The organism is Gimesia benthica (assembly GCF_009720525.1).
GTDB classification, from domain to species: Bacteria; Planctomycetota; Planctomycetia; order Planctomycetales; family Planctomycetaceae; genus Gimesia; species Gimesia benthica.
On the sequence record NZ_CP043930.1, the window covers coordinates 1,915,527 to 1,937,781 of the forward strand.

Below are 22,255 nucleotides of genomic sequence, written 5' to 3' on the forward strand. Positions count from 1 at the left end.
AATTAAATGTCATATAATAATCGCCAATTGTCATTATTCAAGATTTTTCCACCAAAACAAGACACTGTAATGACACTTATCAACAAAGAATCGCCCAACTCGCTGGCCCTGGATCTCTCCGAACGCATTCGGCACCGCATCCAGTCCGCCGAGTTCACCGATGGCGATTTCTTTCTCACCGAAGCCGAACTGGCCGAAGAATACAACGTCTCCCGGCGGATTGCCCGCGAAGCCGTCAATCGGCTCTGTGCCCTGGGTCTGCTCGAAGGCCGCAAGCGGAAAGGGCTGATAGTCCGCCACCCCGACCCGGTGGAAGTCTGGGCCAACTGCCTCCCCTCACTGGCCCGGTCACCGGAAAAACTGGCCGACCTGGCCCACTTCCGTTACGCCCTGGAAGTGGGTGCCATTGAACTGGCCATCATAAATGCCAGCGAGGAACAGATCACACAACTGGCGGCACTGGCGGAAGAATTCCAGCAGACCGCCGGCACTCCCGAAGATCGTCCCCGACGCATCGAGGTCGAGCGTCAGTTCCACGGCCTGATCCTGGAAATGTCCGGCTCCCCGATCATTGCCGACATGCAGAAACTGCTGGCGACCCTGTTTGAAAATTCCTACCCCGCCCGGGAAACACCCGTCCTGGCAGAGGAAACCAACCAGCGCATTATCTGGCAGCACTTTGAACTGGTCGACGCCATCAAAGACCGCGACGTCGAACGGGCCCGCTCCGTACTGCGCTCGCATCTGAAATACCTGTTACTCACACCACCGGAAACCACCTGATACTTTTTCTGACGAGGTTCGACAACATGCAGCAACTCGCCCCCTCCCTCCTGACCGTCCTGGCCCTGCTCGGCAGTCTGTTGACGTCTCCTGCATCACTGTCTGCAGGCAGTGACAGTGATCTGCCCGCCGTGGAAGTCACCAATGTCCGCCAGGTCTTCGATAACGGCGAACACAATGCCTTCACCGACATGATCGAATTCAAAGGCAAGTACTACCTCACCTTCCGCACCTGCCCGGGTGGCCACATGCTGTTTCCCACCTCCCGCATTCTGATCATGCAGAGCGACGACACCAAAACCTGGAAACAGGTCGATGAATTTTCGGTCCCCAAACGCGATGTCCGCGATCCGCACTTCCTGATCTTCAAAGACAAACTCTTCGTCTATACCGGCACCTGGTATTGCGGCGACTCCGCTCCCAAAACCCGCACCATCAACGAACACCTGGGCTACGCCGTCTGGTCGGCCGACGGGGAAAAATGGTCGAAGCCGATCATGCTCGAAGGCACCTACGGCCATTACATCTGGCGGGCCGCCGCCTATGACGGTAAAGCCTATCTCTGCGGACGCCGCATCCGTCACTTCGCCAAAGATGATCAGGGACGCGAACTGATCGAAACCGCCATCCTGGAAAGTGACGACGGCCTGGTCTGGAAAACCGCCAGCCTGTTCAACGAACGCCAGGGCGACGAAACTGCCTTCCTGTTCGAAAAGAACGGAGACCTGCTGGCCATCGGCCGCAGCGGATCCAACCCCGCCTGGGTCATGCGTTCCCGGCCCCCCTTCGACCATTGGGACCGTAAACAACTCGACCGCTACATCGGCGGCCCCCTGCTCGCCAAATGGGGCGACCGCTACCTCGTCGGTGGACGTCAGCGTAAGAATGGCAAATACGTCACATCGCTCTACTGGTTCAAAGACAATCAGCTGCACGAATTCGCCACGCTCCCCAGTGGCGGCGACAACTCGTATCCGGGTATCTTGGTCCTCTCGCCGGACCACGCCGTCATTTCCTGGTACTCCAGCCACGAAAAAGATAAGGACGGCAAAACGATCACCGCCATCTACATGGCCGATCTGTGGCTGAAGAAGAAATAATAGTCCGACTGTCGCCCTGCGAAGGAACCGCACCATGCAACTCAACCAGCTCGAAACCGGCGTCCTGTTTCGAAATGCGAAACCACACGTCAAAAGCGTGCACACCTACTTCCCCTCGGTTGCCGTCCTCCCCGATGGTTCGCTGATCGGGCTGTATTCACTGGGCGAAGCGTTCGAAGCCGTCAACCTTCAGGTGCACTGGTCCCGTTCCTTCGATCAGGGACAGACCTGGGAATACCAGGGACAGCTCAATCCGGATACGAACGACCGCCTGACATCCACCTTCGGCCGCGTGACCATCACGCCGGACGGGGAACTGCTGGCGAACCTGATCCGCTACGATCGCAGCGCGCATCCCGACGAGGGACTGAGCAATCCGAAAACACTCGGTCTGGTGCCCGCGGAACTGTTGCTCATGCGCTCTGCCGATCAGGGAAAAACGTGGAGCGAGCCTGCGTCGATCACGCCTCCGCTGATTGGCCCCGCCTTTGAGATGTGCAGTCCGATCACCGTTCTGCAGGATGGCCGCTGGCTCTGGCCGACTTCTACCTGGCGCGGCTGGGACGGCGAACTCCCCAACGGCAACCGCATGCTGGCCCTCGTCTCGCACGACCAGGGGAACAGCTGGGATGACTACCTCGACATCATGCGCAGCCCCGACGATCAGTTGATCTTCTGGGAATCTAAGGTCCTCGAACTGCCAGACGGACGCCTGCTGGCGGTCGCCTGGTGTTACGACGAAGCAGCCGGTATTGATCGCCCCAATCATTATGCACTCAGTTCAGATGGAGGTGCCAGCTGGTCTGCCCCCGCTTCCACACAACTGCTGGGCCAGACACTCACGCCCCACCTCCTGGAAGATGGCAGCCTGCTCTGTATCTATCGTCGTCTCGATGAGCCGGGCCTGTGGGCCTGCCATGCCCGGCTCACCGAACAGGGAGCGTGGGAAAACAGAGACCAGATCCCCCTCTGGGGTGTAAACTCAGCAGCGGGCACCACACAGACTGGTGAGAACATGTCCGAAAACTTCGCTGCCCTCAAATTTGGAGCCCCGCACATCGTCCGCCTGCCAGACGGCCAGTGGTTCGTCACCTTCTGGTGCTACGAACAGAACGTCAGCCTGATTCGCTGGTTCAAATTCTCCGTGAGCTGATCGTGAATATTCTCTGCAGAAGAGTGACAAGCCGCCGTTGATGGTTTACCATTAACACATCAAACCACGCCGATATTCACACCCAACCAGTCGCTCAGAGGCGCTCCATGAAATTCCCGCCGGTTTTCCTGTTTCTGTTTATTTTTGTATGCACCCCTGATTTCATTCTCGCCGACTGGCCCCAGTATCGTGGTGATGCCGCCCGCAGCGGATCGACAGAGGAACCGCTGCCCAACCGCATGGAACTGCAGTGGACGTTTCGCACTACCCATAAACCCACTCCCGCCTGGCCCACGCATACCCGCATTACTTTTGACGAAGTCTTTCAGCCCATCGTGGTGAATCAGACGGTCCTTTTCGGCAGTTCCACCGACGACCAGTTATACGCCCTCGATCTCAAAACCGGTCAGCTCAAATGGAAATTATTTACCGAAGGGCCGATCCGCTTTGCTCCCGCTGCCTGGAAAGATCGCATCTTCGTGGCCAGCGATGACGGTTGCCTGTATGCATTGAACATCGATGACGGTTCACTGCTCTGGAAAAAACGGGGCGGCCCCGAACGGAAATTCATCATGGGCAACGATCGACTGATCTCACACTGGCCCGCCCGAGGCGGCCCGGTTGTCCTCGAAGACCAGGTCTACTTTGCAGCCGGGGTCTGGCCTTCAGATGGCGTTTACCTGTATGCCCTCGACGCGGAAACCGGAGACGTTGCCTGGAGCAATCAGAACTCCGGACAACGCCTCATGAATCAGCCGCATGGCGGTGCGAGTGCCAAAAGTGGTGTTTCATCACAAGGCTATCTCGCTGCCAGCCAGGACCAGATCTTCATGCCCACCGGCCGCGCCGTCCCCGCCGCCTTTGATCGAGCGACCGGCGAATTTCGCTATTACCATCTGCAGAAAAATCAGCAGCGCGGCGGCTCGGAAGTCATGCTGGCCGACCGGTTCTTCGCGAACGCGGGCTGCCTGTTCGACCAGCTGACAGGCGACCTGTCACAGCAGACCGGCACCGGTCCCATCGCTGCGACTCCCCAGGGCATTCTCCGCGGCAGTGGACAATCACTGGTTTACAGCACGTGGACCGACACCAAAACCAACGACCGCAAAGGCAAGCCGATCTCGATCAGAAGCCTCAAAGAAAAACGGCTCATCCCCCTGGATTATACGATCACCGATGTCATCATCGCCGGCAATGACGCGTACTGTGGTTCGCACAATAAGGTCACCGCGGTCGACTTCAAAGGCCAGGCCAATACCTGGTGGTCGCATGAAATCGAAGGTACCGTTCGCGGCCTGGCAGCCTCCGATGAATGCCTCATTGCCAGCACCGATCAGGGAGTCATCTGTTGTTTCGCCAATGCACAGCCACCGGAAACGGTCGAGGCACAGCCACAATCGCCCGTCACCACCAGCCCGCTCTACCAGCAGGCAGCGCGAGCCATCTGTGAAAAGACCGACGTCACCACCGGACTTTGTGTTGACCTGGGCGCCACCAACGCAGACCTCGCCCTCGAACTGGCCCGCCAGTCCGACTTTCAGATCTATGTCGTCATGGCGGATCCCGACCAAGCCCAGCAGGCACGCGAACGCCTCACGGCAGCAGGCCTCTACGGTTCGAAGGTCGCCGTGCATCTGGCCGACCCCGCACAGGTCCCCTACTCAAAGAATTTTGCGAACCTCGTCATCTGCTCGGCTTCGCTGAATCAGAATGTCTCTCCGGCCCTCCTCAAAGAAGCCCGCCGGATTCAACGTCCTTTCGGCGGTCAGCTCTGCTGGGGCCCCATTGAGAACCTGCAATTGGAAACCAAAGACGATCTCAAAGGGGCCGGTAGCTGGACGCACCAGTACTCCAATTCCACGAATACGGTGAATTCCAACGACGAAATCGTCAAAGGCCCGCTCCGCATGTACTGGTATCGCGATGTCGATTTCCAGATCCCCAACCGGCACGGACAGGGTCCGGCCCCACTCGTGAATCGCGGCGTCATGGTTGTCGGCGGTCTGCACGGTCTGTGTGGACTCGACGCCTACAACGGGCATACGCTCTGGAAATATCAGCTCAGGAATAACCTGACCGACATGAACGGCATCCATCATGATGTGAGCACGGCCGAGGTCGGCAGCAACTTCTGCCTCGGGGGCGACTATGCCTTCGTCTACAAAGACACCTTCTGCCATCAGATCGAACTGAAGACCGGGAAGCTGGTCCGCAAGATCTCCACCCCTGTCAGCCGCGACGATTCCAACCAGAACTGGGGCTACCTCGCGTACCATGACGGCGTAATCTATGGCACCGTCAGTAACGACGCGCATCACACCAGTCCCCGCTATCAGGGTATCAGCCTCCGCAATGAATCGGTTCTGTTTTTCGCCGCCGATGCCAAAACCGGGAACATTCTCTGGACTTACCAGCCCGAGTATTCGATCCGCAACAACGCGATCACGATTGGTAACGACAGCGTCTTTCTCGTCGATCGGGAAATCGCCAAAGCGGACCACGTCAAACAGGCCCGCCGCAACGGTCGCCCCAACCCTCCCTCTCCGGAAGACGCACACCGCAAAGGCAAGCTGAAAGCCTTCCAGGCCAAAACCGGGGCTGATCTCTGGGAAGACGATCAGGAAATCTTCGGGACCCAGCTGGCACTCTCCGCAGACCACGACATCCTGCTGATGTTCTACCAGGGCATCCGGCACAAATTCTTCCGGCTCCCTTCTGAAGTCGGCGGGCGTCTCGCTGCCGTCGATGCCAAAACGGGAAAACGGATCTGGGATATCGCAGCCGAGTACCACTCGCACCCGGTCATCAACGGTGACAAAATCTTTGCGCAGGGAGGCGCCTGGGAACTGAAATCCGGGAAACCAATCCCCTTCACCTTCGAACGCTCCTATGGCTGCGGCCAGATCTCTGCCAGCAAACACCTGATGGTCTTCCGCTCGGCCACACTCGGGTACGTCGACCTGACCCGCAAAGCCGGCGTCGAAAACTTCGGCGGCATCCGCCTGGGCTGTTACATCAACGCCATCCCGGCCGGCGGCCTGGTACTCGTTCCCGACGGCTCGTCCCAGTGTAACTGCTCCTACCAGATGCAGGCCTGGTTCGCCCTGGAAGGCAGTGAATAAGCCCCAGTCCTTCCCTGCTGTTCGTCAGCTCCACCTGCCAGGAAGTTCACACTCCCGCGATTAATTTCATTTCCTTCGAAAAAATCGGTAGTCATCTCCCCACCGCTCCGTTAATTCCTGCATCGGGCCGTTTTCTATGCAATTCCGTTGCAGTGATTGCTGAAATCGTGCTGAATTGAGTCCCTTCACTCATAACGGGAGAGCCATGCTGATGAAATACCTCATTGCGTTTGTTGCTGTCGCGGGATTAATTACTACCGGCGTCTCATCTCAACAGCCACGTGGCAGAGGAGATCGTGAATGTCATCGCCCGGGAGGTCATCCACCTGATCCCTTTATGGTCCTGTTCGATACCGATCAGGATGGCCGCATCTCCACCAACGAAATGGATCAGTCCGCAGTCGCCCTCAAAAATCTCGACCGCGATCAGGATGGCAGCCTGACCCGGGAAGAACTTCCCCGTCCTCCCCGCCCTGCAGAAGATCAAGGACATCGACGCGATGATCGTCACGGACCGCCCCCCATGGAGCGAGGCAGACATCAACATGCAGAACGTCCCGGACATCATGGCCCCCCGCAGCGGGAAGAACGACCAGACGCCCATCATGACCGCCCGCGCCACGGGCATGATCGACATGAACGTGACCGTCGCGAGCAAGGTCGCCCGGGTCCGTCCTCTGATCGCAACCATCATGAAGGCCGCCCTCACCACGGTCCACCCAGAGAAAATTTCCCACGAGAAAATTTCCCACGCGAGAATTCTCCGCGACCGACCCGTCCCGATCGTGATCACATTGACGCACCACTTCCCCCTGCTGTTTCCGAGAACGTCCCCGCAGGTACCGTGATCATTGAGGGAGGCTACGAAACCGATCCCCGGGATCATGGTCGCCCTGTGAACCTGATCGCCGCTGCCCTGGGAGTCGAACCCCAGGTCTTTCGTGATGCATTCAGCAACGTCCGTCCCGCCCGCAACGGTGCCCCCACGGAAGCCCGGGCCCGCGCCAACAAAGAGGTCCTGCTGGCGGCCCTCGGCAAATACGGCATCACCAATGAGCGACTGGACGAAGTCTCCAACTACTACCGCTATCAGCCCCACAACGGGGAGGTCTGGAAACGAACGCCCGCTTCAGCGACCGCCGTCATCAAAGATGGTAAGGTGACTGGTTTCAAAATCACGCGCGCCGGCTCCGGTTACACGACGCCGCCACGGATTACCGTCGCCGGCTATCCCGATCTGCAGGTTACCGCGGCCCTCCAGTTCGGACAGGATTTTTCACAGAACGGCAGCTTGAAATCACTGGCCATCAAATAGACGTAAAAAAATCCGCTGATCACATCTCTGTCTCCAGAATGCGATCAGCGGATCTGTCTTTTTGCTTTCACATCGAATGCCGATTACTCAGCGGCTGCCCCACCAGAGAGGGAGCTCGCCTTCTGCTTGAGCACCTCCAGTTGGGCTTCGATCTTATCTTTCGCTGCAGAACTCTGATACAGCTCCTGCAGTTTCTTTGCTTCGTCCCGCAACTCGATGTAAGGGCCCTCGAATTCGGTAGCGTAAGCCTCCAGCGATTCCATCAGAATCGACAGATTCTGAGCCGCTGCTTTGGGCTGTTTTTTGGCAGAGGCAATGAATTCATCAATCGATTTCTGCACCATTTCGCTTTTTTCCGTATCGCTGGGAGGAGGTGTGGAAGGCGGACCACCACAGCCAGTGAGCGAAACAGTGAAGAGAAACAATGCCAGGCAGCAGAGCAATTCTCTGCCGATACCAATACTGAATTTCATTTGTCTAAGCCTTTGTCATCTGAAATAAAAAACAGCTCCAATCAATTTCATTGGAGCTGTTTGTGTTTACGAATTCGTTATCGCGAATCGTTTAGAATTCACCAATTACGTTACCATCTGAAATCGACAACAGATTCAGGTAAGTATTCTGATCGATGTTTTCTGACAGGAAACGCACAGCTCCGTCACCCATGGTAGCATGTACGCCACCGACATGGAAACTGCGTGCTGCCTGGCCGGAAAGAGTACCGGTTCGGTCAGGGTTATTCCGACGGTTGAAATTGTTGTCGGAAGTGTTGTTAGCAGAATAAGGAGTCGCGTCGTAAACTTTCGCGTTGGGGGTCAGAATCCCGTTGTTGTTCCGTCCTGCGAACAGAGCCCCCGTGCACCAGCCCCAGGCGCCTTTGTCATCACCAGTGCTGATGCCGACTACAATTTCGCTCAACATGATTGAGTTGGACGAACCGTCGGTGACGTCGCGGATCTTGGCACCATTCTGAGCAACCGCACTGAAAAAGCCGCGGCGGTTCGGGTTCGTGTAGTCCGAACGGGTCATGGTCGATCCGGCTCCGACAGAGGCAGCATAAGTGATCTTAGAGAATCCATTGAAGTCCTGTGTCAGGTTGGAACGATCCACGCCCGGCTGAGAAGGACAAATCAGGCTGGGAATCTTGGCCCGCAGTACACTGTCTGTGGAACTTGCATTCGCACTGCGAGCATTCAGTGACATGTTGTAGTTGTTATACAGGTTGGCCTGATCCATGAAGGGCAGAATCTGAACCACCCAGGTCGTACCCCAGTTGGCATCACGACCATTTTCCGGTGCGGAACCGATACCATACCAGACGGCTCCCGGAGGAAATGTGCGGTGCGTATCGTGATAGTTGTGCATCGCCAGACCCAGCTGTTTCAGATTGTTCTTACAGGTACTGCGACGGGCAGCTTCACGTGCCTGCTGTACCGCGGGCAGTAAGAGCGCGATCAGAATCGCGATGATCGCAATGACCACCAGCAATTCAATCAAAGTAAAACCTCGTTTTGCTTGCATCTTTGAGTGCATAGTTTGGACCCCTTACACTGTTAAGATTGTGATGACTCCGTACCGGGTCGTACGGAATGATTGAATAATGGTTCGATTTGAGCGCTTCACCCGGGGAGGAACCGTGATCGGATAGAGGCGGGTATCATGGGAAGACCGACGCACTCAGAAGATCTCGAAGAACATATTCTTCGTTAAAGCCAGATGAATTTTATGTAAACTTGACGTGTGGGCAATCTATACATCCATGAATTCAAACCGGAATTCATAAAAAACAGTCGATGTTCACCACACATTCACCACTTACAGACGATTAACAACTTCCTTTACAAATCAGCATTGGTTTGAATTAAAAATCCCTCCTGCTCAAACTAAATATTTCCAGCAGACTTATTACGTGCATTTCGATTCAATTCATCAAAATCAATGTCAGAAAACATCCTCTGAATCTGCATTCCAAAGATGCCCAAAACGGCTCATTCGGACACCACCTTCAGTCACCTTCTATCAAAACCAGCCAGAATCGGTCAGGGCAGCCACGGCGATCAGGTTGCTGGAAACCACTCACTGAAGCAACAGGTGTTTCCCTTAAATCCCCGTGTGTCTCTCAGACTCCACAAAATCAGGTTCGCGCCTGACGAACGGTGACCGATAACGAAGAAATCCTGAGATAGAAAGCCGTTTTAAGAAGACATGCATCAGGTTCTCATACTTCAGAAGACTTGATGCGGCAGCGGTACTGGCCCGCTCGCCCAACCAGTGGAGTAACGCGGGAATGCCCAGACCCGATTTATCACACACACAAATTTCGCAGATTCTCAACAGACTCGAAGAGTCGGTGCGGGAGACATTCCGCGAAGCGTTCTCTCCTCAAAACAACCGCGTGCCCTCCAGTCTGCCAGTCGTCCCTCAAGAGCCCCACCAGGACACATCCGCTACAGAGGAAACAGAGACAACCCGGTTGCGTCGGGAACTGCAGGCGACGCGAGAAGAATTGAAGCAGGCACAGGCTGTCGCTGCAGCAGCAACACGCGCCCGCTGCGAATTCCTGGCTTACATGAGTCATGAAATCCGCACGCCGATGACCGCCATCCTGGGTTTCACGGAGCTGTTGCAGAACGAAGCCCTTTCGGATGAAGATCAGAATCGAGCCGTCAAAACCATCCGGCGTAACAGCAACTACCTGCTGGATGTCATCAACGAAATCCTGGAACTCTCCCGGCTGGAATCGGGACTTCTCGAAATCGAACAGTTGCAGGTCGATCCCCTGCAGCTCGGACGCGAAGTCGTCGACCAGTTATCCGAACAGGCCCGCGCGTTGAACAATACGATTCACCTGGAGATCGAAGGCTCTGTTCCGGAAACAATACAAACCGACCCCACGCTGCTGAAACAGGCGCTGGTCAATCTGTTGACCAATGCACTCAAACTGACCACCGAGGGACACATCCGACTCACACTCAGCTGCGATCCGTCACATCAGGTGTTCTGCTTTGGTGTCAGTGATACCGGCATGGGCATTCCCACCGATCAGCGTCAGCACGTCTTTCAGCCTTTTCGCCAGGCAGCCGCAACGACGACAGGCAAGCGAGGAAAAGCCGGCTCAGGCTTTACGATCATCAGCCGCATCGCAGAACTCCTGCAGGGCGAAATCCGCCTCGAACAGGACGCCTCAGAGAACAGCGAATTCACTTTTATGATCGCTACTGGCCCATTGGATCAGGTCCGCATGCTGTCATCACAAGAGGCAGGAGAACTCGATCTACCCGATCCCCGATCATTCTCTGCCAACAGTCGCCTGCAGGGGCGCATCCTGGTGGTGGAGGACAATCTCGACAACCAGCGGTTGATCCGCTTCCTGCTCAACCGCGCTGGTGCCGAAATCACGATTGCCGCGAATGGTCAACTAGGCGTCGACATGGCCCTGCAGTCGGAATCCCCTTTCGACCTGATCCTGATGGATTTGCAGATGCCCGTCCTCGACGGCTATCAGGCAACCATTGCCCTCCGCGCCGCAGGTTACACAGGTCCCATCGTTGCACTCACTGCGCATGCTCTCACGGGCGAACTCGAACGCTGCCTGAGTGTCGGCTTTGATGACTGCCTGACCAAGCCCATCGACCGCAACGTTCTGATTCCTCAGATCGCCGCGCGACTCGCCCGCAAGTCGACCTCCGTCACGCGCTGACGTTCTCTCACACGCCTCTCAACGGGCGCGTCCTCCCAGCCCCAGCATGGCTTTCTTTACAGATACTTCTGGTGACTTCATTCGCTCTCATCCTATGAATCCCCTTGCGATTTCCATTTTATAAACATACATTAGAATTTAACCGATTCTTTCAGAGCTCCTGTTTCCCGCACACAGAAAGCAGCAACATGCCCGGCCTCACCTTGCTCTCCCGCACACTCCGCCTCCCCCGACGTTCGTTTCTGTTAATCTTAGTGTTCTGTTCCTGGGCACAACAAGTCTCACGGCTGCAGAACAGTGGCACGCCGGTTTAGCCAAGGCCAAAATCACTCCCGAAACCGATGTCTGGCTGGCAGGCTACGGATCCAAACGTGCCCCCGATGGCAAGCTGCATGACATCTGGATGAAAGCCCTCGCACTCGAATCACCAGGTGGCGAACGCGCTGTCCTGATCACCAGCGATTTCCAGGGCGTCCCCAAAAGCATGAGCGATCGCGTCTTCAAAATAATTAAAACGAAGTTTGACCTGGAACGCCGCCAGATCATGTTTACCTTCTCGCATAATCACTGTGGACCCCGGCTGGGAGACGACCTTTACGATTACTATCCCACCACGCCGGAGCAGGACAAAACCGTCGCCGAGTACACGGACCGTATGGTCGAAAAAACCGTCGCCATGATTGGTGAAGCACTTGATAATCTTGCCCCCGCAACACTCAAGCAAGGCAACGGACACACCACGTTCGCCGTCAATCGCCGCAACAACCGTGAAGCCGACATTCCCAATCTGCTCAAAGCGGGCAAGGCACTCGTGGGCCCCGTCGATCACGACGTCCCCATCCTGACCGTCACCCGCCCCGATGGCCAGCTGGCGGCTGTCCTGTTCGGCTATGCCTGTCATCCCACGACGCTCAGCTTCACAAAAATCTGTGGTGACTATCCCGGCTTCGCACAACTGGAGATCGAAAAAAATCATCCCGGCACGCTGGCCATGTTCGTCAACACCTGCGGCGGTGATCAGAACCCGCTCCCCCGCCGGAAAGTCGAGCTCTGTGAAAAATACGGACACATGCTGGCTGTCGCCGTCGAAGAAGCCTTAAAGCAGCCGTTGCAGAACGTTTCGCCCGGTTTAAAAACCGCATTTACCTATGTTGATCTTCCTTATCTCAAAGTCGTCACCCGCGCTGACCTCGAAGCGGATGCCAAAAGCGGAAGTGCCATCAAACAAAGGTGGGCCAAACGGCTCCTGAAAAAACTGGATCAGGGAGAGACCTTCCCCACCGCCTATCCCTATCCAATTCACGCCTGGCGGCTGGGTAAGGAAACTCTCATGATCGGCATGGGAGCCGAAACTGTCGTCGATTACTCACTCCTCTTCAAGCGGGAATTCGGACCGGGGACCTGGGTCTGCGGCTACGCCGACGACATGATCTCCTACATTCCTTCCAAACGGGTCTGGCTCGAAGGAGGTTACGAAGGGGGCTGGAACCTCTATGAATACGGCCGCCCCGCCTATCGCTGGTCCGAACAGACGGAAGATCTCATTTCAGAAACCGTGCACAAGCTCGTCAAACAGGTCGAGTGACCTGTTCTCCTCAGACGTGCTTTCACTCCGCTGCGGTGACCGCTTTACCAGCAAACATCTTTTTCACCAGGGGCAGTTCAAACAGTGCTGCCTCTTCGGCCTCCGTGATGGGACGCATGGGCCGCGGCGCAAAATTACCGGGAATCCCCCGCCGGTTCAGTAATGCGGTCACCGAGGAAAACAGCGGCGCAGAAAACGTCTGCAGCAGTGTGAGTAAGGCAGAAAGATCCTGCTGAACTCCCGCCAGTGTCTCCCAGTCTTCCGCTTCTGTCGCGGTCACCATCGCCGCGATCCACTCTGGCACAACGCCATAGATCCCATCCAGATGCTCGCGAACGCCGGTACGCAGCAGCACATCCATCAGTGTCGGCTGGGCGACGATCACGCGAAATTCATCGCCAATCGCATCCAGCACCGGCCGGATCGTCACAAAGTGATCGGAACACTTAATCCCGTGAATGTTCGGATGCTGTGCCAGCTGCAGCACGGTCGCCACTTCCAGTTTGGTCCCCGTCGTCTGAGGCAAGTCATACAGAAACAGGGGGCGGGAACTCGCATCTGCCAGTGACTGGTAATAATCGATCAGGTCGGATTGACTGTACTTGATGAAAAAGGGAGCTAATGCCACCACGCCGTCGATGTCATACTCTTCCACCATCCGAATCCGCTCCAGCGTCCGCACATAGCTCGTATCGCCGACGCCTACCAGCAGTTCCGCCCGTCCGGCGTTACACGCCACACTCCGGGCAACCAGATCGCGATAGGTGCGCTCCTTCAAGAGCTGCATCAGCCCCATCGTGCCCGCAACCAGGAAACCGTTAATACCGTGGTCCAGCTGATCCTGCAGATGGGCTTCCAGCCCTTCGACGTGCAGGTCTTCTTCCGGAGTCAACGGAGTCCCCAGGGCGGTAATCATTTTGATCGAACTGGTCATATTGTAACTGCTTCCCTTATTAAGAATTTACAAACTTTGTTTTTGGAATTCCGACAGGCTGATCACGGGACATGTCGTATCAGACAGCATCCGATCGATGGCACACTGGTCCTTGAAACCGGTACCGGTAATCAGACAGACCACCGTTTCATCCGCAGCGATTTCTCCCTGCGCCACTGCACGTAATACACCTGCCAGCGAAACGGCTGCCGCCGGTTCACAGAAAATGCCCTCCTCGCGCGCCAGGCGGGCCTGTACTTCAAATATGTAATCATCGGCAACCAGATAACCGTTGCCTCCGGTCTCTCGACAGATGCGAATCACCTCGTGACCATCCAGCACGTTCGCCACCTGCAGACCTCCCACCGCGGTCGTACTTTCACAGGACCGGGCCAGACTGCTTCCCTCTCGCAACGGGCCGGCAATCGTATTGTTCCCCGCCGGCTGAACGCAGTGGATGGCCGGGAAATTGACTTGTTCCTTCCCCTCCAGCGCCGTCTTTAAACCACGGTAGACCGCCAGCAGCAGACCTCCGCCGCCTGCACAGCAGACAACATGATCAATCGATCGGTTGAAAGCAGCCGCCTGCGTGACCAGCTCGTGTCCAATCACTTCGACTCCCGCCATGCCCACCGGGTTGAACTGATAACTGCTCACCTGCAGCGCCGCATCAGCGGCAGCCCCAATCTGTTTGAGACATTTGAACGTGGCGCGGCTGATTTCCGGATCAGCACCAAAGCCTTCAATCCTCCAGACACGAGCACCGTAGGCCAGCATCTGTTTCAGTTTATTTTCGGGAGCGCCGATGAAGACCGCGACCTCACATTCCAGTCCCGCAGCGGCACTGTAAGCTGCCAGGGCCGAACCTGCATTTCCGCTCGAACAGGTCACCACCCGTCGCTTCCCCTGCGACAGCATCTCGTTGATCGCGGCTGCCGCAAAACGATCTTTATATGAACCGGTCGGATTCACCGTCTCCAGTTTGAAATATAAATGCGCCAGCCCCATAGCAGGTCCGATCCGCCGCGATCGCACCAGCGGGGTCTCTCCCTCGCCCAACGTAAACGGCTCAACTTCCATTTCGATATCCCTGGTAAGTCAGTCTCGATTCCACTTGAAATAACAGTCCCTGTAACAAAGGCGTACCTTACCAGAGGTACTTCGTAAACATGAGCATTCTTGAGCAAAAGATCAGAATTGTCTTGACGAGTAAATATCGGGTTATATGATAATAAATCAGATTGTCATACAATCTAAATATTTATATTACATTAGTCTATGGCAGATGCCATAACAGACATACGGAAATCTGTGATGTTCTTCGCGTACGGCCGCTTGAGTCACGCGTTGAAACGCCATCATTTCTGACATTCATTGTCGCGCTCACAGGATATTCGTTGCATGAACACACTGCAGAGTGATTCTCCGGTCATCGGTTCCGACTCCCGAACATTAAGTGCAGAGCTTGCAGAGCAGCTGTGCGCCAGGATTCGCAATGATCGTCTCGCTCCCGGAACCCGTCTGGGAACCGAAGCCGATCTGGCCAGTGAATTCGGCGTATCACGAACCGTCGTCCGGGAAGCGGTCGGCTCACTCCGCGGTCTGGGAGTAGTCGTCGGCAGACAGGGGCTCGGGCTCTGTGTCGGCGAAGCAGATAACTTCTCCACCGTACTCCGTAATGCCCTGGTCCCCCAGGTCGCCAGTGCAGACGGCTGGCGCGAACTGCAACAGTTGCGGGCCGTGATTGAAATCGGCTCCATCGCCCTGGCTGTCGAATCGATCTCCACCGAGGAAATCATCCGCTTGCAGACCATCGTAGCAGAAATGAAACGGGTCATGCGGAACCTGGACGAAGATCCCCAGGGAACCAGCAAAGCCTACAAGGAACTGGACTGCCTGTTCCACGAGACAATTCTGGGTGCCTCACATGGAAACTTTGTGCAACAGTTCCATGGCGTACTGCTCGACTACTTCCACGCAGGCGATGTCTATGGATGTCCGCCCCGGGAAAGTGGGTTGCATGAACACGAACAGATTGCCAATGCCATCGCCGACCGCGATGTCGACCTGGCTACGAAATACTTGACAGAACACTTGAAGCCGCAATTAAAGGCGCCCAGTAAAGAATCCACGACAAATTAAACGCCTCAGGCAAATAACATAAATTACCTGAATCTTGAACAATTGATTTGGCAACAGAACCAGTTCTGATCCGGTGCGTTCCGGTCAGCCCTGAGACTGCAGCAGTTTTTTATCTATATCCCTGAATCTGTTATCTATGCACCTGTGTGCCAGGGTGATCATAGCATTTATTTTTTTGCGTTTATGTTGGGAGATGCTTCCATGTTCCGTTTCCATTCCAAGGTGAGAGCTCGTGGATTTACGCTGATTGAACTTCTGGTCGTGATTGCCATTATCGCCATCCTGATCGCTTTACTCCTGCCCGCGGTTCAGCAGGCTCGTGAAGCAGCCCGCAGATCGTCCTGCAAAAACAACTTCAAACAGGTTGGACTCGCTCTGCAGAACTATCACGACACCTACACTGTCTTTCCCATCGGTGCCGGCATCAGTGGAGGCTGCAGTGGCTACTCAGGCGCGCACATGTTTTCCTGGGGCACCCGTATCCTGCCTTACCTCGATCAGGCCAATATTTATAACAATCTGAACTTCTCCGGGCCGACTCCTTTTGTCCCCGCGAATTTCTCCAACACCACCTGCCTCAACCCGGTAGTGCCGTTCCTCTGTCCCAGCAATCCACAGCCTGACACCATCGTCAATAAAAACGGTGCTTTCGCAGGCGCACTCCCAAACGGCATGCCCCGGACCGACATGGGCGGCGTTGCCGACTCCGTCAGCTGGAAATGTAACAGCGGCTCTGGCGTGCGACCCACTTCGGTCGGTAACGGGGTCCTCTATGCCATCTCGAAAGTCAGAATGCGCGACATCATCGATGGCTCCAGCAACACTCTCATGGTGGGTGAAATCACAGGCTCGCTCGCTTCGAGTGGCCTCAATGGAAACTCCTACACCGGCTACGATGTCTTCGATACCAGCAATGGTATTAACAGCATTGACACCGTTCCCGGAGGCGGTACGTTCGCTTTCCGGCCGCAGGGCTTCTCCAGCTATCACGTAGGCGGCTGTCACTTTGTCTTCGGCGATGGTTCGGTGCATTTCCTCTCCGAAAACATTGACCAGGGAACGCTCACTGCACTCACAACCCGGGCCGGTGGTGAAGTTGTTGGCGAATATTAATTCTCGACGCTGATTCATTCGATGACTGCATTCATAATATTCGTGCAGGCCTCCGCGTCAACCTGCACTGTTTCAAGGAGTTTACCATGCCCGCAAAAGGGTTATTGCTCTTACCGGCTCTCTTACTGCTGGTCGGCTGCGGGGGGATCAGTGATGCCCCCGACCGCCGCGTTGTCACTGGTACCGTCACCCTGGATGGCGCTCCCCTTGAAGGGGGCGTGATCCGCTTTCGTCCGCTGCCCGAAGGACCTATCGCTGCCGGAAAAATTCGGGACGGCAAGTATGAAGTTACCAACAAAGGGGGCGTCCCCCTGGGAAAACAGCGTGTCGAAATCAAAGGCACGCCCATACTCCCCGCCGATACCGCCGGTATGTCACTGGGAGAAATTGACGCCGCCACGAAACCCGCCATCCCGGTTCCCGACAAGTACCACAAAAATTCGGAACTCGAAGCCGACATTGAAGCGGGCGGAGACCCACTGGTTCTCGACTTCGATCTGAAAAACTGAAACAGGCTCTCGCATAAGTCAGGTATCAGACATGCAACTTAGACCCAACTTCATCCTGCTCCTCACCGCGCTCCTGCTCTCCCTTTCATCAGCGAAAGCTGAGGAATGGAATCACCCCCAGACCAGCAGACTGCCCCATAAGCATCTCGGGCCTTTTATCAGATTGACGGATGGCAACATCCTCGCCCCCGATGCCAAACAGTCGCTGATCAGCGCGGATGAAGGAAAGACCTGGCAGGCCACGCCCCTCTATGCCGAACCGGAAAAGTTCCACACCAGCAACGAACGCGCACTGATCCAGACCCGCAAAGGGACGATCATCCTTGTCTGCATGAATCTGGCCGAACGCAAATTCAACTGGAACGACAAACTGGGAGGCCCACAGCCCGACTGCTACCTCCCCGTCTATGTCATCCGCAGCACCGATAATGGAAAAACCTGGCTCACACCTCAGATCCTTCAGGACCACGGCTGGTGCGGTGCCGTACGCAGCATGATCCAGACCAAATCGGGCCGCATCATCGTCGTCGTCTCCCAGTCCATCGCCAATCCCGGCAGACACGTCTCGCACACCTATTATTCAGACGATGAAGGCGAGACCTGGAAGCACAGCAACATGATCGACCTCGGCGGTTCCGGCGATCACGACGGCGCCATGGAGGGGACCATCGTCGAACTCAAAGATGGACGCATCTACCAGCTGATCCGCACAAAATTCGGCCGCTTCTGGGAAGCTTTCTCCGAAGATGAAGGAGCTTCCTGGCGGACCATTCGTCCCTCGAAAATTCCTGCAAGTTCCTCCCCCGCGATTCTGCAGCGACTCGACAGCGGCCGCATTGTCATGCTCTGGAACCGCTTTCGCGATCCCCAGAAACGCACAGGTCGCCGCGAAGAACTGTCTCTCGCTTTCTCCGACGATGAATGTCAATCCTGGAGCAAGCCCACGGTCATCGCCCGTGATCTGACTCCTCCGGGACAGAAACGCGAAAACCGCGTCTCCTACCCCTACGTCTTCGAAGCCCATCCCGGCGAACTCTGGGTTACCACCATGCAGGGGCCCGTCCGTCTCAAGTTTAAAGAGGCCGATTTTCTTAGCCCCTGAAGATGACTCCGGCTTCCTGAAAATGTCCGGTGTGAAAGCGGAATAGTGATGGTTTAGCCAGCTGTTTGCTGCTATGATAAAGATCCGCCTATATGTAAACCCACTACGGATCTCAGTCAGAACTCACTCCCCGCCTCAGGAGCAGCTTGCATGCAGTCTATGTCCCGTCGTCAGTTTCTCTCCTCCGCCAGTGCCGCCTGTCTGGCAGTACCGGGCCTGCAAACCGTCTTCGCCGGAAAAACCGCACCGCCGACGCTCACCCTCGGCTTCAGCCTCTACGGCATGCCGCATATGCAGACCGAACAGGCCCTGCAGACCGTCGCAGATATCGGCTACGACTCCACCGAACTCTGCCTGATGGACGCTTGGGACGCCACACCGCTCAAACTCAATCCGCAGCGCAGAAAAGCAATCGCCAGTAAGCTCGACGACACCGGCCTCAAGCTCGCATCCTTGATGGAACACTGTGACCTCACCGGCTCACCTGCCAGTCAGCAACCGGTCCTCGAACGTCTCAAACGGGCCGCCCAGCTCGGCCACGATCTCAAACCTGATCATCCCCCGCTCATCGAAACCACCGCGGGCAGCGGCAAGTGGGAAGACCGCAAAGAGGAAATGCGCGACAACCTCAAAGGCTGGGCCCAGGTCGCGGAAAGCACACAAACGGTCATCGCCGTCAAGCCGCATCGGGGTGGCGTCGTCGATCGACCCGAACAGGGCGTCTGGCTCGTCGAACAGATCAATAGCCCCTGGATTCGCCTCAACTACGATTTTAGCCATTTCACGCACCGCGACATCTCCCTGGAAGATTCGCTGAAAACCATGCTCCCCTACACCAGCTTCATCCAGATTAAAGACACCGTTCTCAAAGACAACAAAGCTCGCTTTGTGCTCCCCGGCGAAAGCGGCGACATCGATTACGTCCGCCTGCTCAAACTCGCCGTCGCGGGGGGTTACCGCGGAGATATCTGCTGCGAAGTCAGCGGCATGGTCTTCAAACAGCCCGGCTACGATCCCGTCGCGGCTGCGAAGACCTGCTATCAGAATATCGCCCCTGCCTTCCAGAAAGCCGGCATTCAGCGCAGCTGATCAGATATTGAATCCGTCCCATGAAGGGTTCGACGATGACGAAACAGAATCAAATTCAAACTGCCAGTATCGTGACCATAGCAGTCTTACTCCTGCTTTGCAGCTCGCTCTCCGCAGCGGAACCGGCCCCCTCCCGCGACCAGCAGCTTGAATTCTTCGAACTGCATATCCGCCCGGTCCTGATCGATAAATGTGCCGACTGCCACACTGGTGATGCAGATGCGGAAAGCCCGCTCGCCCTGCAGTCCCGCGCCGATCTGCTCAAAGGGGGCGACTTCGGCCCTGCCATCGTCCCCGGCAAACCACAGGCCAGTCTGCTCTTTCAATCCATACAGCGCACCCACAAAGAACTGAAAATGCCCCCGGATGAGGAAGATAAGCTCAATGCCGAAACACTGGGGCACTTCAAACGCTGGATTGAATGGGGCGCTCCCTGGCCTGAAGAAAAAACGAAAGCACGCCCCACCACCACAGACACAAAGTCAGCCGAAAAACTGACCACCAGCCACTGGTGCTTCCTGCCCCGCAAAGAAGTCACACCACCGGAAATTGACGATCCCCACTGGTCCAACACCGCCATCGATCGTTTCATCTATGCCCGCCTGCAAACAGAACAACTGACGCCCGTGCCCCTGGCCGACCGCAGAACAATGATCCGCCGGGCCACCTTCGACCTCACGGGCCTGCCCCCGACGCCACAGGAAATCACAGACTTCCTCAACGATCCCGCTGCAGACGAAACCGCGTTCGCTACCGTCGTCGATCGACTGCTCGCCTCTCCCGCTTACGGGGAACGCTGGGGCCGCCACTGGCTGGATGTCGCCCGTTACGCAGACACCCAGGGAGACGTCGGCGATTTTCCGATCCCCGGTGCCTACCTCTACCGCAACTGGGTCATCGACGCTCTCAATGCCGATCTCCCCTACGATCAGTTTCTCACCGCCCAGCTCGCCGGCGACATTCTCTCCCAACAGGAATCCGATCCGGCCCGGGCTCGACAACTCAAAATCGCCACCGGCTTCATCGCCCTCTCCCGCCGGTTCGGCAACACCCGTTTTGAAGATCAGCACCTCACCATCGACGACACCATCGATACCATCGGTCGCGGCCTCATGGGCGTCACGCTCAAATGTGCCCGCTGTCACGATCATAAATTCGATCCGATGCTCGCCACCGACTACTACGGACTCTACGGCATCTTCGAAAGCACCCTCTACCCAAGCATGGGCGCCTCGAATCAGCCCTCTCCCACGCAACTGGTCTCCGCAGAAAACACACCCGGTTCACAACAGAAAATCAACGACTACTGGAAACTGCTCAGCCACTATCAGCACCAGATCCGTAATCACTTCCGCCCCTGGCTCAAACCGACTCTCAAGGAATATAAACAGGTCGCCGCAAAAATCGAACAGGCGAAACAGGCTGGCAAACCATTCGACAAACTGGAAGCCCGTCGGCAGAAACTCCTCGCTATGCATAAGGGTAAGTTCCGCGAACTGATGCTGCACGGCCTCCCCTGGCTTAAACAGGAAAAAGCCCGCCTGGTCAAGCAGCCCCCCGTGGAGATGCTCTACGCCGTCATCGACGGCAAACCGCATCACAGCCGTCTGCACCGCCGCGGAGATCCGGAGAACCAGGGGGATGTCGTCCCCCGCCAGTTCATCAGCGTCATCTCGAAATCAAAACCATCTCTCGACAAACAGCACTCGGGACGACTCGAACTGGCCCGCTGGCTGACCGATCCGGAACACCCCCTCACCGCCCGCGTGATGGTCAACCGGCTCTGGTATCATCACTTTGGACAGGGACTTGTCAAAACCGTCGATAATTTCGGCGTCCTGGGTGAAGCCCCCTCCCATCCAGAGCTGCTCGATTACCTGGCCAGTCAACTGATCGCACACCAGTGGTCACTCAAAGCCCTGCATCGACAGATCATGCTGACCCGCGTCTATCGCCTCGACAGCCGGGACCAGCCAGAAAACAGCCGCCGCGATCCAGACAACGTCTACCTCTGGAAACACACCCGCCGCCGCCTCGACGCCGAATCCATCCGCGATGCCATGCTCTTCGTCTCCGGCGAACTCGACCGCGAACAGGGCGGCCCGCACCCGTTCATTCCCTGGCATAAAAAAGGCTACAGCCTCAACGGTCCCTTCCACGAAGTGTACGAGACCAACAAACGCAGCGTCTACCTGATGACGCAGCGGCTCTATAAGCATCCCTTCCTGGGTCGCTTTAACGGTCCCGAAACCAACGAAACCTCGGGCAGTCGGCACAGCTCGCATCTGCCCACCCAGGCACTCTACCTGTTGAATGCCCCCTTAGTGCCCCGGCAGGCAGCCGCCCTGGCACAGCGTATCGAACAGACATATTCGACCCCCGCAGAACAGGTGGAACTCGCCTGGCAGTTGGTCTACGGTCGCAGCCCCACCAAATCCGAACAGGCAGACGCCCTTGAGTTTCTCAAAGCGTACCAGGCACAACTGGCAGCAGAACAAACACAGGATTCAGCAACAGAGGTCCCTTCCGCCTGGACCGGACTGGCCAAAGTTCTGCTCACCAGTAACGAGTTCTTTTTTATTGACTGACCCCGCAATCCACCAGGAAC

At 56.4% G+C, this 22,255-nt stretch carries 17 protein-coding genes; 13 read left to right on the plus strand and 4 right to left on the minus strand.

Annotated features, from left to right (window positions below):
* The first annotated feature begins 69 nt into the window (after nt 1-69).
* From F1728_RS07235 to F1728_RS07255, 5 genes are all read left to right on the plus strand, one after another.
* Nucleotides 70-783 carry a FadR/GntR family transcriptional regulator gene (locus tag F1728_RS07235; protein ID WP_155363549.1) on the plus strand — a complete coding sequence of 238 codons (714 nt, stop codon included), beginning with the start codon at nt 70-72 and terminating at the stop codon, nt 781-783.
* A 26-nt stretch (nt 784-809) separates the two neighbouring features.
* Nucleotides 810-1,883, plus strand: coding sequence for a hypothetical protein (locus F1728_RS07240; RefSeq protein WP_155363550.1), 1,074 nt, complete (start codon nt 810-812; stop codon nt 1,881-1,883).
* Nucleotides 1,884-1,917: 34 nt separating this feature from the next.
* The gene (locus tag F1728_RS07245) at nt 1,918-3,036 is read left to right on the plus strand and encodes a sialidase family protein (protein ID WP_155363551.1); all 1,119 of its coding nucleotides are present in this window, start codon (nt 1,918-1,920) and stop codon (nt 3,034-3,036) included.
* 107 nt (nt 3,037-3,143) lie between these two features.
* Nucleotides 3,144-6,158 (plus strand): outer membrane protein assembly factor BamB family protein, encoded by a 3,015-nt coding sequence (locus F1728_RS07250; protein ID WP_155363552.1) that lies wholly within the window; start codon nt 3,144-3,146, stop codon nt 6,156-6,158.
* Between the two features lie 211 nt (nt 6,159-6,369).
* A complete protein-coding gene (locus F1728_RS07255) occupies nt 6,370-7,473 on the plus strand; it encodes an EF-hand domain-containing protein (RefSeq protein WP_194242723.1) in 1,104 nt (367 codons plus the stop codon).
* Nucleotides 7,474-7,556: 83 nt separating this feature from the next.
* Here F1728_RS07255 and F1728_RS07260 read toward each other — a convergent pair whose 3' ends face one another.
* Both F1728_RS07260 and F1728_RS07265 read right to left on the minus strand, forming a co-directional pair.
* Nucleotides 7,557-7,946 (minus strand): hypothetical protein, encoded by a 390-nt coding sequence (locus F1728_RS07260; RefSeq protein WP_155363554.1) that lies wholly within the window; start codon nt 7,944-7,946, stop codon nt 7,557-7,559.
* 91 nt (nt 7,947-8,037) lie between these two features.
* Entirely contained in the window at nt 8,038-8,994 is a 957-nt protein-coding gene (locus F1728_RS07265) for a DUF1559 domain-containing protein (RefSeq protein WP_228030538.1), read from the minus strand.
* A gap of 766 nt (nt 8,995-9,760) precedes the next feature.
* Here F1728_RS07265 and F1728_RS07270 point away from each other — a divergent pair.
* Nucleotides 9,761-11,173, plus strand: a complete 1,413-nt coding sequence (locus tag F1728_RS07270) for a response regulator (RefSeq protein WP_155363556.1) — start codon at nt 9,761-9,763, stop codon at nt 11,171-11,173.
* Nucleotides 11,174-11,438: 265 nt separating this feature from the next.
* Entirely contained in the window at nt 11,439-12,758 is a 1,320-nt protein-coding gene (locus tag F1728_RS07275) for a neutral/alkaline non-lysosomal ceramidase N-terminal domain-containing protein (RefSeq protein ID WP_228030810.1), read from the plus strand.
* A 22-nt stretch (nt 12,759-12,780) separates the two neighbouring features.
* Here F1728_RS07275 and F1728_RS07280 read toward each other — a convergent pair whose 3' ends face one another.
* Both F1728_RS07280 and F1728_RS07285 read right to left on the minus strand, forming a co-directional pair.
* Nucleotides 12,781-13,692 carry a dihydrodipicolinate synthase family protein gene (locus F1728_RS07280; RefSeq protein WP_155363558.1) on the minus strand — a complete coding sequence of 304 codons (912 nt, stop codon included), beginning with the start codon at nt 13,690-13,692 and terminating at the stop codon, nt 12,781-12,783.
* A gap of 27 nt (nt 13,693-13,719) precedes the next feature.
* On the minus strand, nt 13,720-14,772 hold the full coding sequence (locus F1728_RS07285; RefSeq protein ID WP_155363559.1) for a pyridoxal-phosphate dependent enzyme: 1,053 nt from the start codon (nt 14,770-14,772) through the stop codon (nt 13,720-13,722).
* A gap of 321 nt (nt 14,773-15,093) precedes the next feature.
* Here F1728_RS07285 and F1728_RS07290 point away from each other — a divergent pair, with 321 nt between their 5' ends.
* From F1728_RS07290 to F1728_RS07315, 6 genes are all read left to right on the plus strand, one after another.
* The gene (locus tag F1728_RS07290; RefSeq protein WP_155363560.1) at nt 15,094-15,834 is read left to right on the plus strand and encodes a FadR/GntR family transcriptional regulator; all 741 of its coding nucleotides are present in this window, start codon (nt 15,094-15,096) and stop codon (nt 15,832-15,834) included.
* 201 nt (nt 15,835-16,035) lie between these two features.
* Nucleotides 16,036-16,947, plus strand: coding sequence for a DUF1559 domain-containing protein (locus tag F1728_RS07295; protein ID WP_145181509.1), 912 nt, complete (start codon nt 16,036-16,038; stop codon nt 16,945-16,947).
* Between the two features lie 86 nt (nt 16,948-17,033).
* Nucleotides 17,034-17,456, plus strand: a complete 423-nt coding sequence (locus F1728_RS07300) for a hypothetical protein (protein ID WP_155363561.1) — start codon at nt 17,034-17,036, stop codon at nt 17,454-17,456.
* Between the two features lie 31 nt (nt 17,457-17,487).
* Nucleotides 17,488-18,558, plus strand: coding sequence for a sialidase family protein (locus tag F1728_RS07305; protein WP_155363562.1), 1,071 nt, complete (start codon nt 17,488-17,490; stop codon nt 18,556-18,558).
* 150 nt (nt 18,559-18,708) lie between these two features.
* Nucleotides 18,709-19,647: a sugar phosphate isomerase/epimerase family protein gene (locus tag F1728_RS07310; RefSeq protein WP_155363563.1), complete on the plus strand. Its 939-nt coding sequence runs from the start codon at nt 18,709-18,711 to the stop codon at nt 19,645-19,647.
* 35 nt (nt 19,648-19,682) lie between these two features.
* Nucleotides 19,683-22,235 carry a PSD1 and planctomycete cytochrome C domain-containing protein gene (locus F1728_RS07315; RefSeq protein WP_194242724.1) on the plus strand — a complete coding sequence of 851 codons (2,553 nt, stop codon included), beginning with the start codon at nt 19,683-19,685 and terminating at the stop codon, nt 22,233-22,235.
* Nucleotides 22,236-22,255: the final 20 nt, after the last annotated feature.

What these genes read in the sequence shown, in the direction of transcription:
- F1728_RS07235 (WP_155363549.1), top strand. Translation starts at nt 70, where the DNA reads ATGACACTTATCAACAAAGAATCGCCCAACTCGCTGGCCCTGGATCTC.
- F1728_RS07240 (WP_155363550.1), top strand. Translation starts at nt 810, where the DNA reads ATGCAGCAACTCGCCCCCTCCCTCCTGACCGTCCTGGCCCTGCTCGGC.
- F1728_RS07245 (WP_155363551.1), top strand. Translation starts at nt 1,918, where the DNA reads ATGCAACTCAACCAGCTCGAAACCGGCGTCCTGTTTCGAAATGCGAAA.
- F1728_RS07250 (WP_155363552.1), top strand. Translation starts at nt 3,144, where the DNA reads ATGAAATTCCCGCCGGTTTTCCTGTTTCTGTTTATTTTTGTATGCACC.
- F1728_RS07255 (WP_194242723.1), top strand. Translation starts at nt 6,370, where the DNA reads ATGAAATACCTCATTGCGTTTGTTGCTGTCGCGGGATTAATTACTACC.
- F1728_RS07260 (WP_155363554.1), bottom strand. Translation starts at nt 7,946, where the DNA reads ATGAAATTCAGTATTGGTATCGGCAGAGAATTGCTCTGCTGCCTGGCA.
- F1728_RS07265 (WP_228030538.1), bottom strand. Translation starts at nt 8,994, where the DNA reads ATGCAAGCAAAACGAGGTTTTACTTTGATTGAATTGCTGGTGGTCATT.
- F1728_RS07270 (WP_155363556.1), top strand. Translation starts at nt 9,761, where the DNA reads ATGCCCAGACCCGATTTATCACACACACAAATTTCGCAGATTCTCAAC.
- F1728_RS07280 (WP_155363558.1), bottom strand. Translation starts at nt 13,692, where the DNA reads ATGACCAGTTCGATCAAAATGATTACCGCCCTGGGGACTCCGTTGACT.
- F1728_RS07285 (WP_155363559.1), bottom strand. Translation starts at nt 14,772, where the DNA reads ATGGAAGTTGAGCCGTTTACGTTGGGCGAGGGAGAGACCCCGCTGGTG.
- F1728_RS07290 (WP_155363560.1), top strand. Translation starts at nt 15,094, where the DNA reads ATGAACACACTGCAGAGTGATTCTCCGGTCATCGGTTCCGACTCCCGA.
- F1728_RS07295 (WP_145181509.1), top strand. Translation starts at nt 16,036, where the DNA reads ATGTTCCGTTTCCATTCCAAGGTGAGAGCTCGTGGATTTACGCTGATT.
- F1728_RS07300 (WP_155363561.1), top strand. Translation starts at nt 17,034, where the DNA reads ATGCCCGCAAAAGGGTTATTGCTCTTACCGGCTCTCTTACTGCTGGTC.
- F1728_RS07305 (WP_155363562.1), top strand. Translation starts at nt 17,488, where the DNA reads ATGCAACTTAGACCCAACTTCATCCTGCTCCTCACCGCGCTCCTGCTC.
- F1728_RS07310 (WP_155363563.1), top strand. Translation starts at nt 18,709, where the DNA reads ATGCAGTCTATGTCCCGTCGTCAGTTTCTCTCCTCCGCCAGTGCCGCC.
- F1728_RS07315 (WP_194242724.1), top strand. Translation starts at nt 19,683, where the DNA reads ATGACGAAACAGAATCAAATTCAAACTGCCAGTATCGTGACCATAGCA.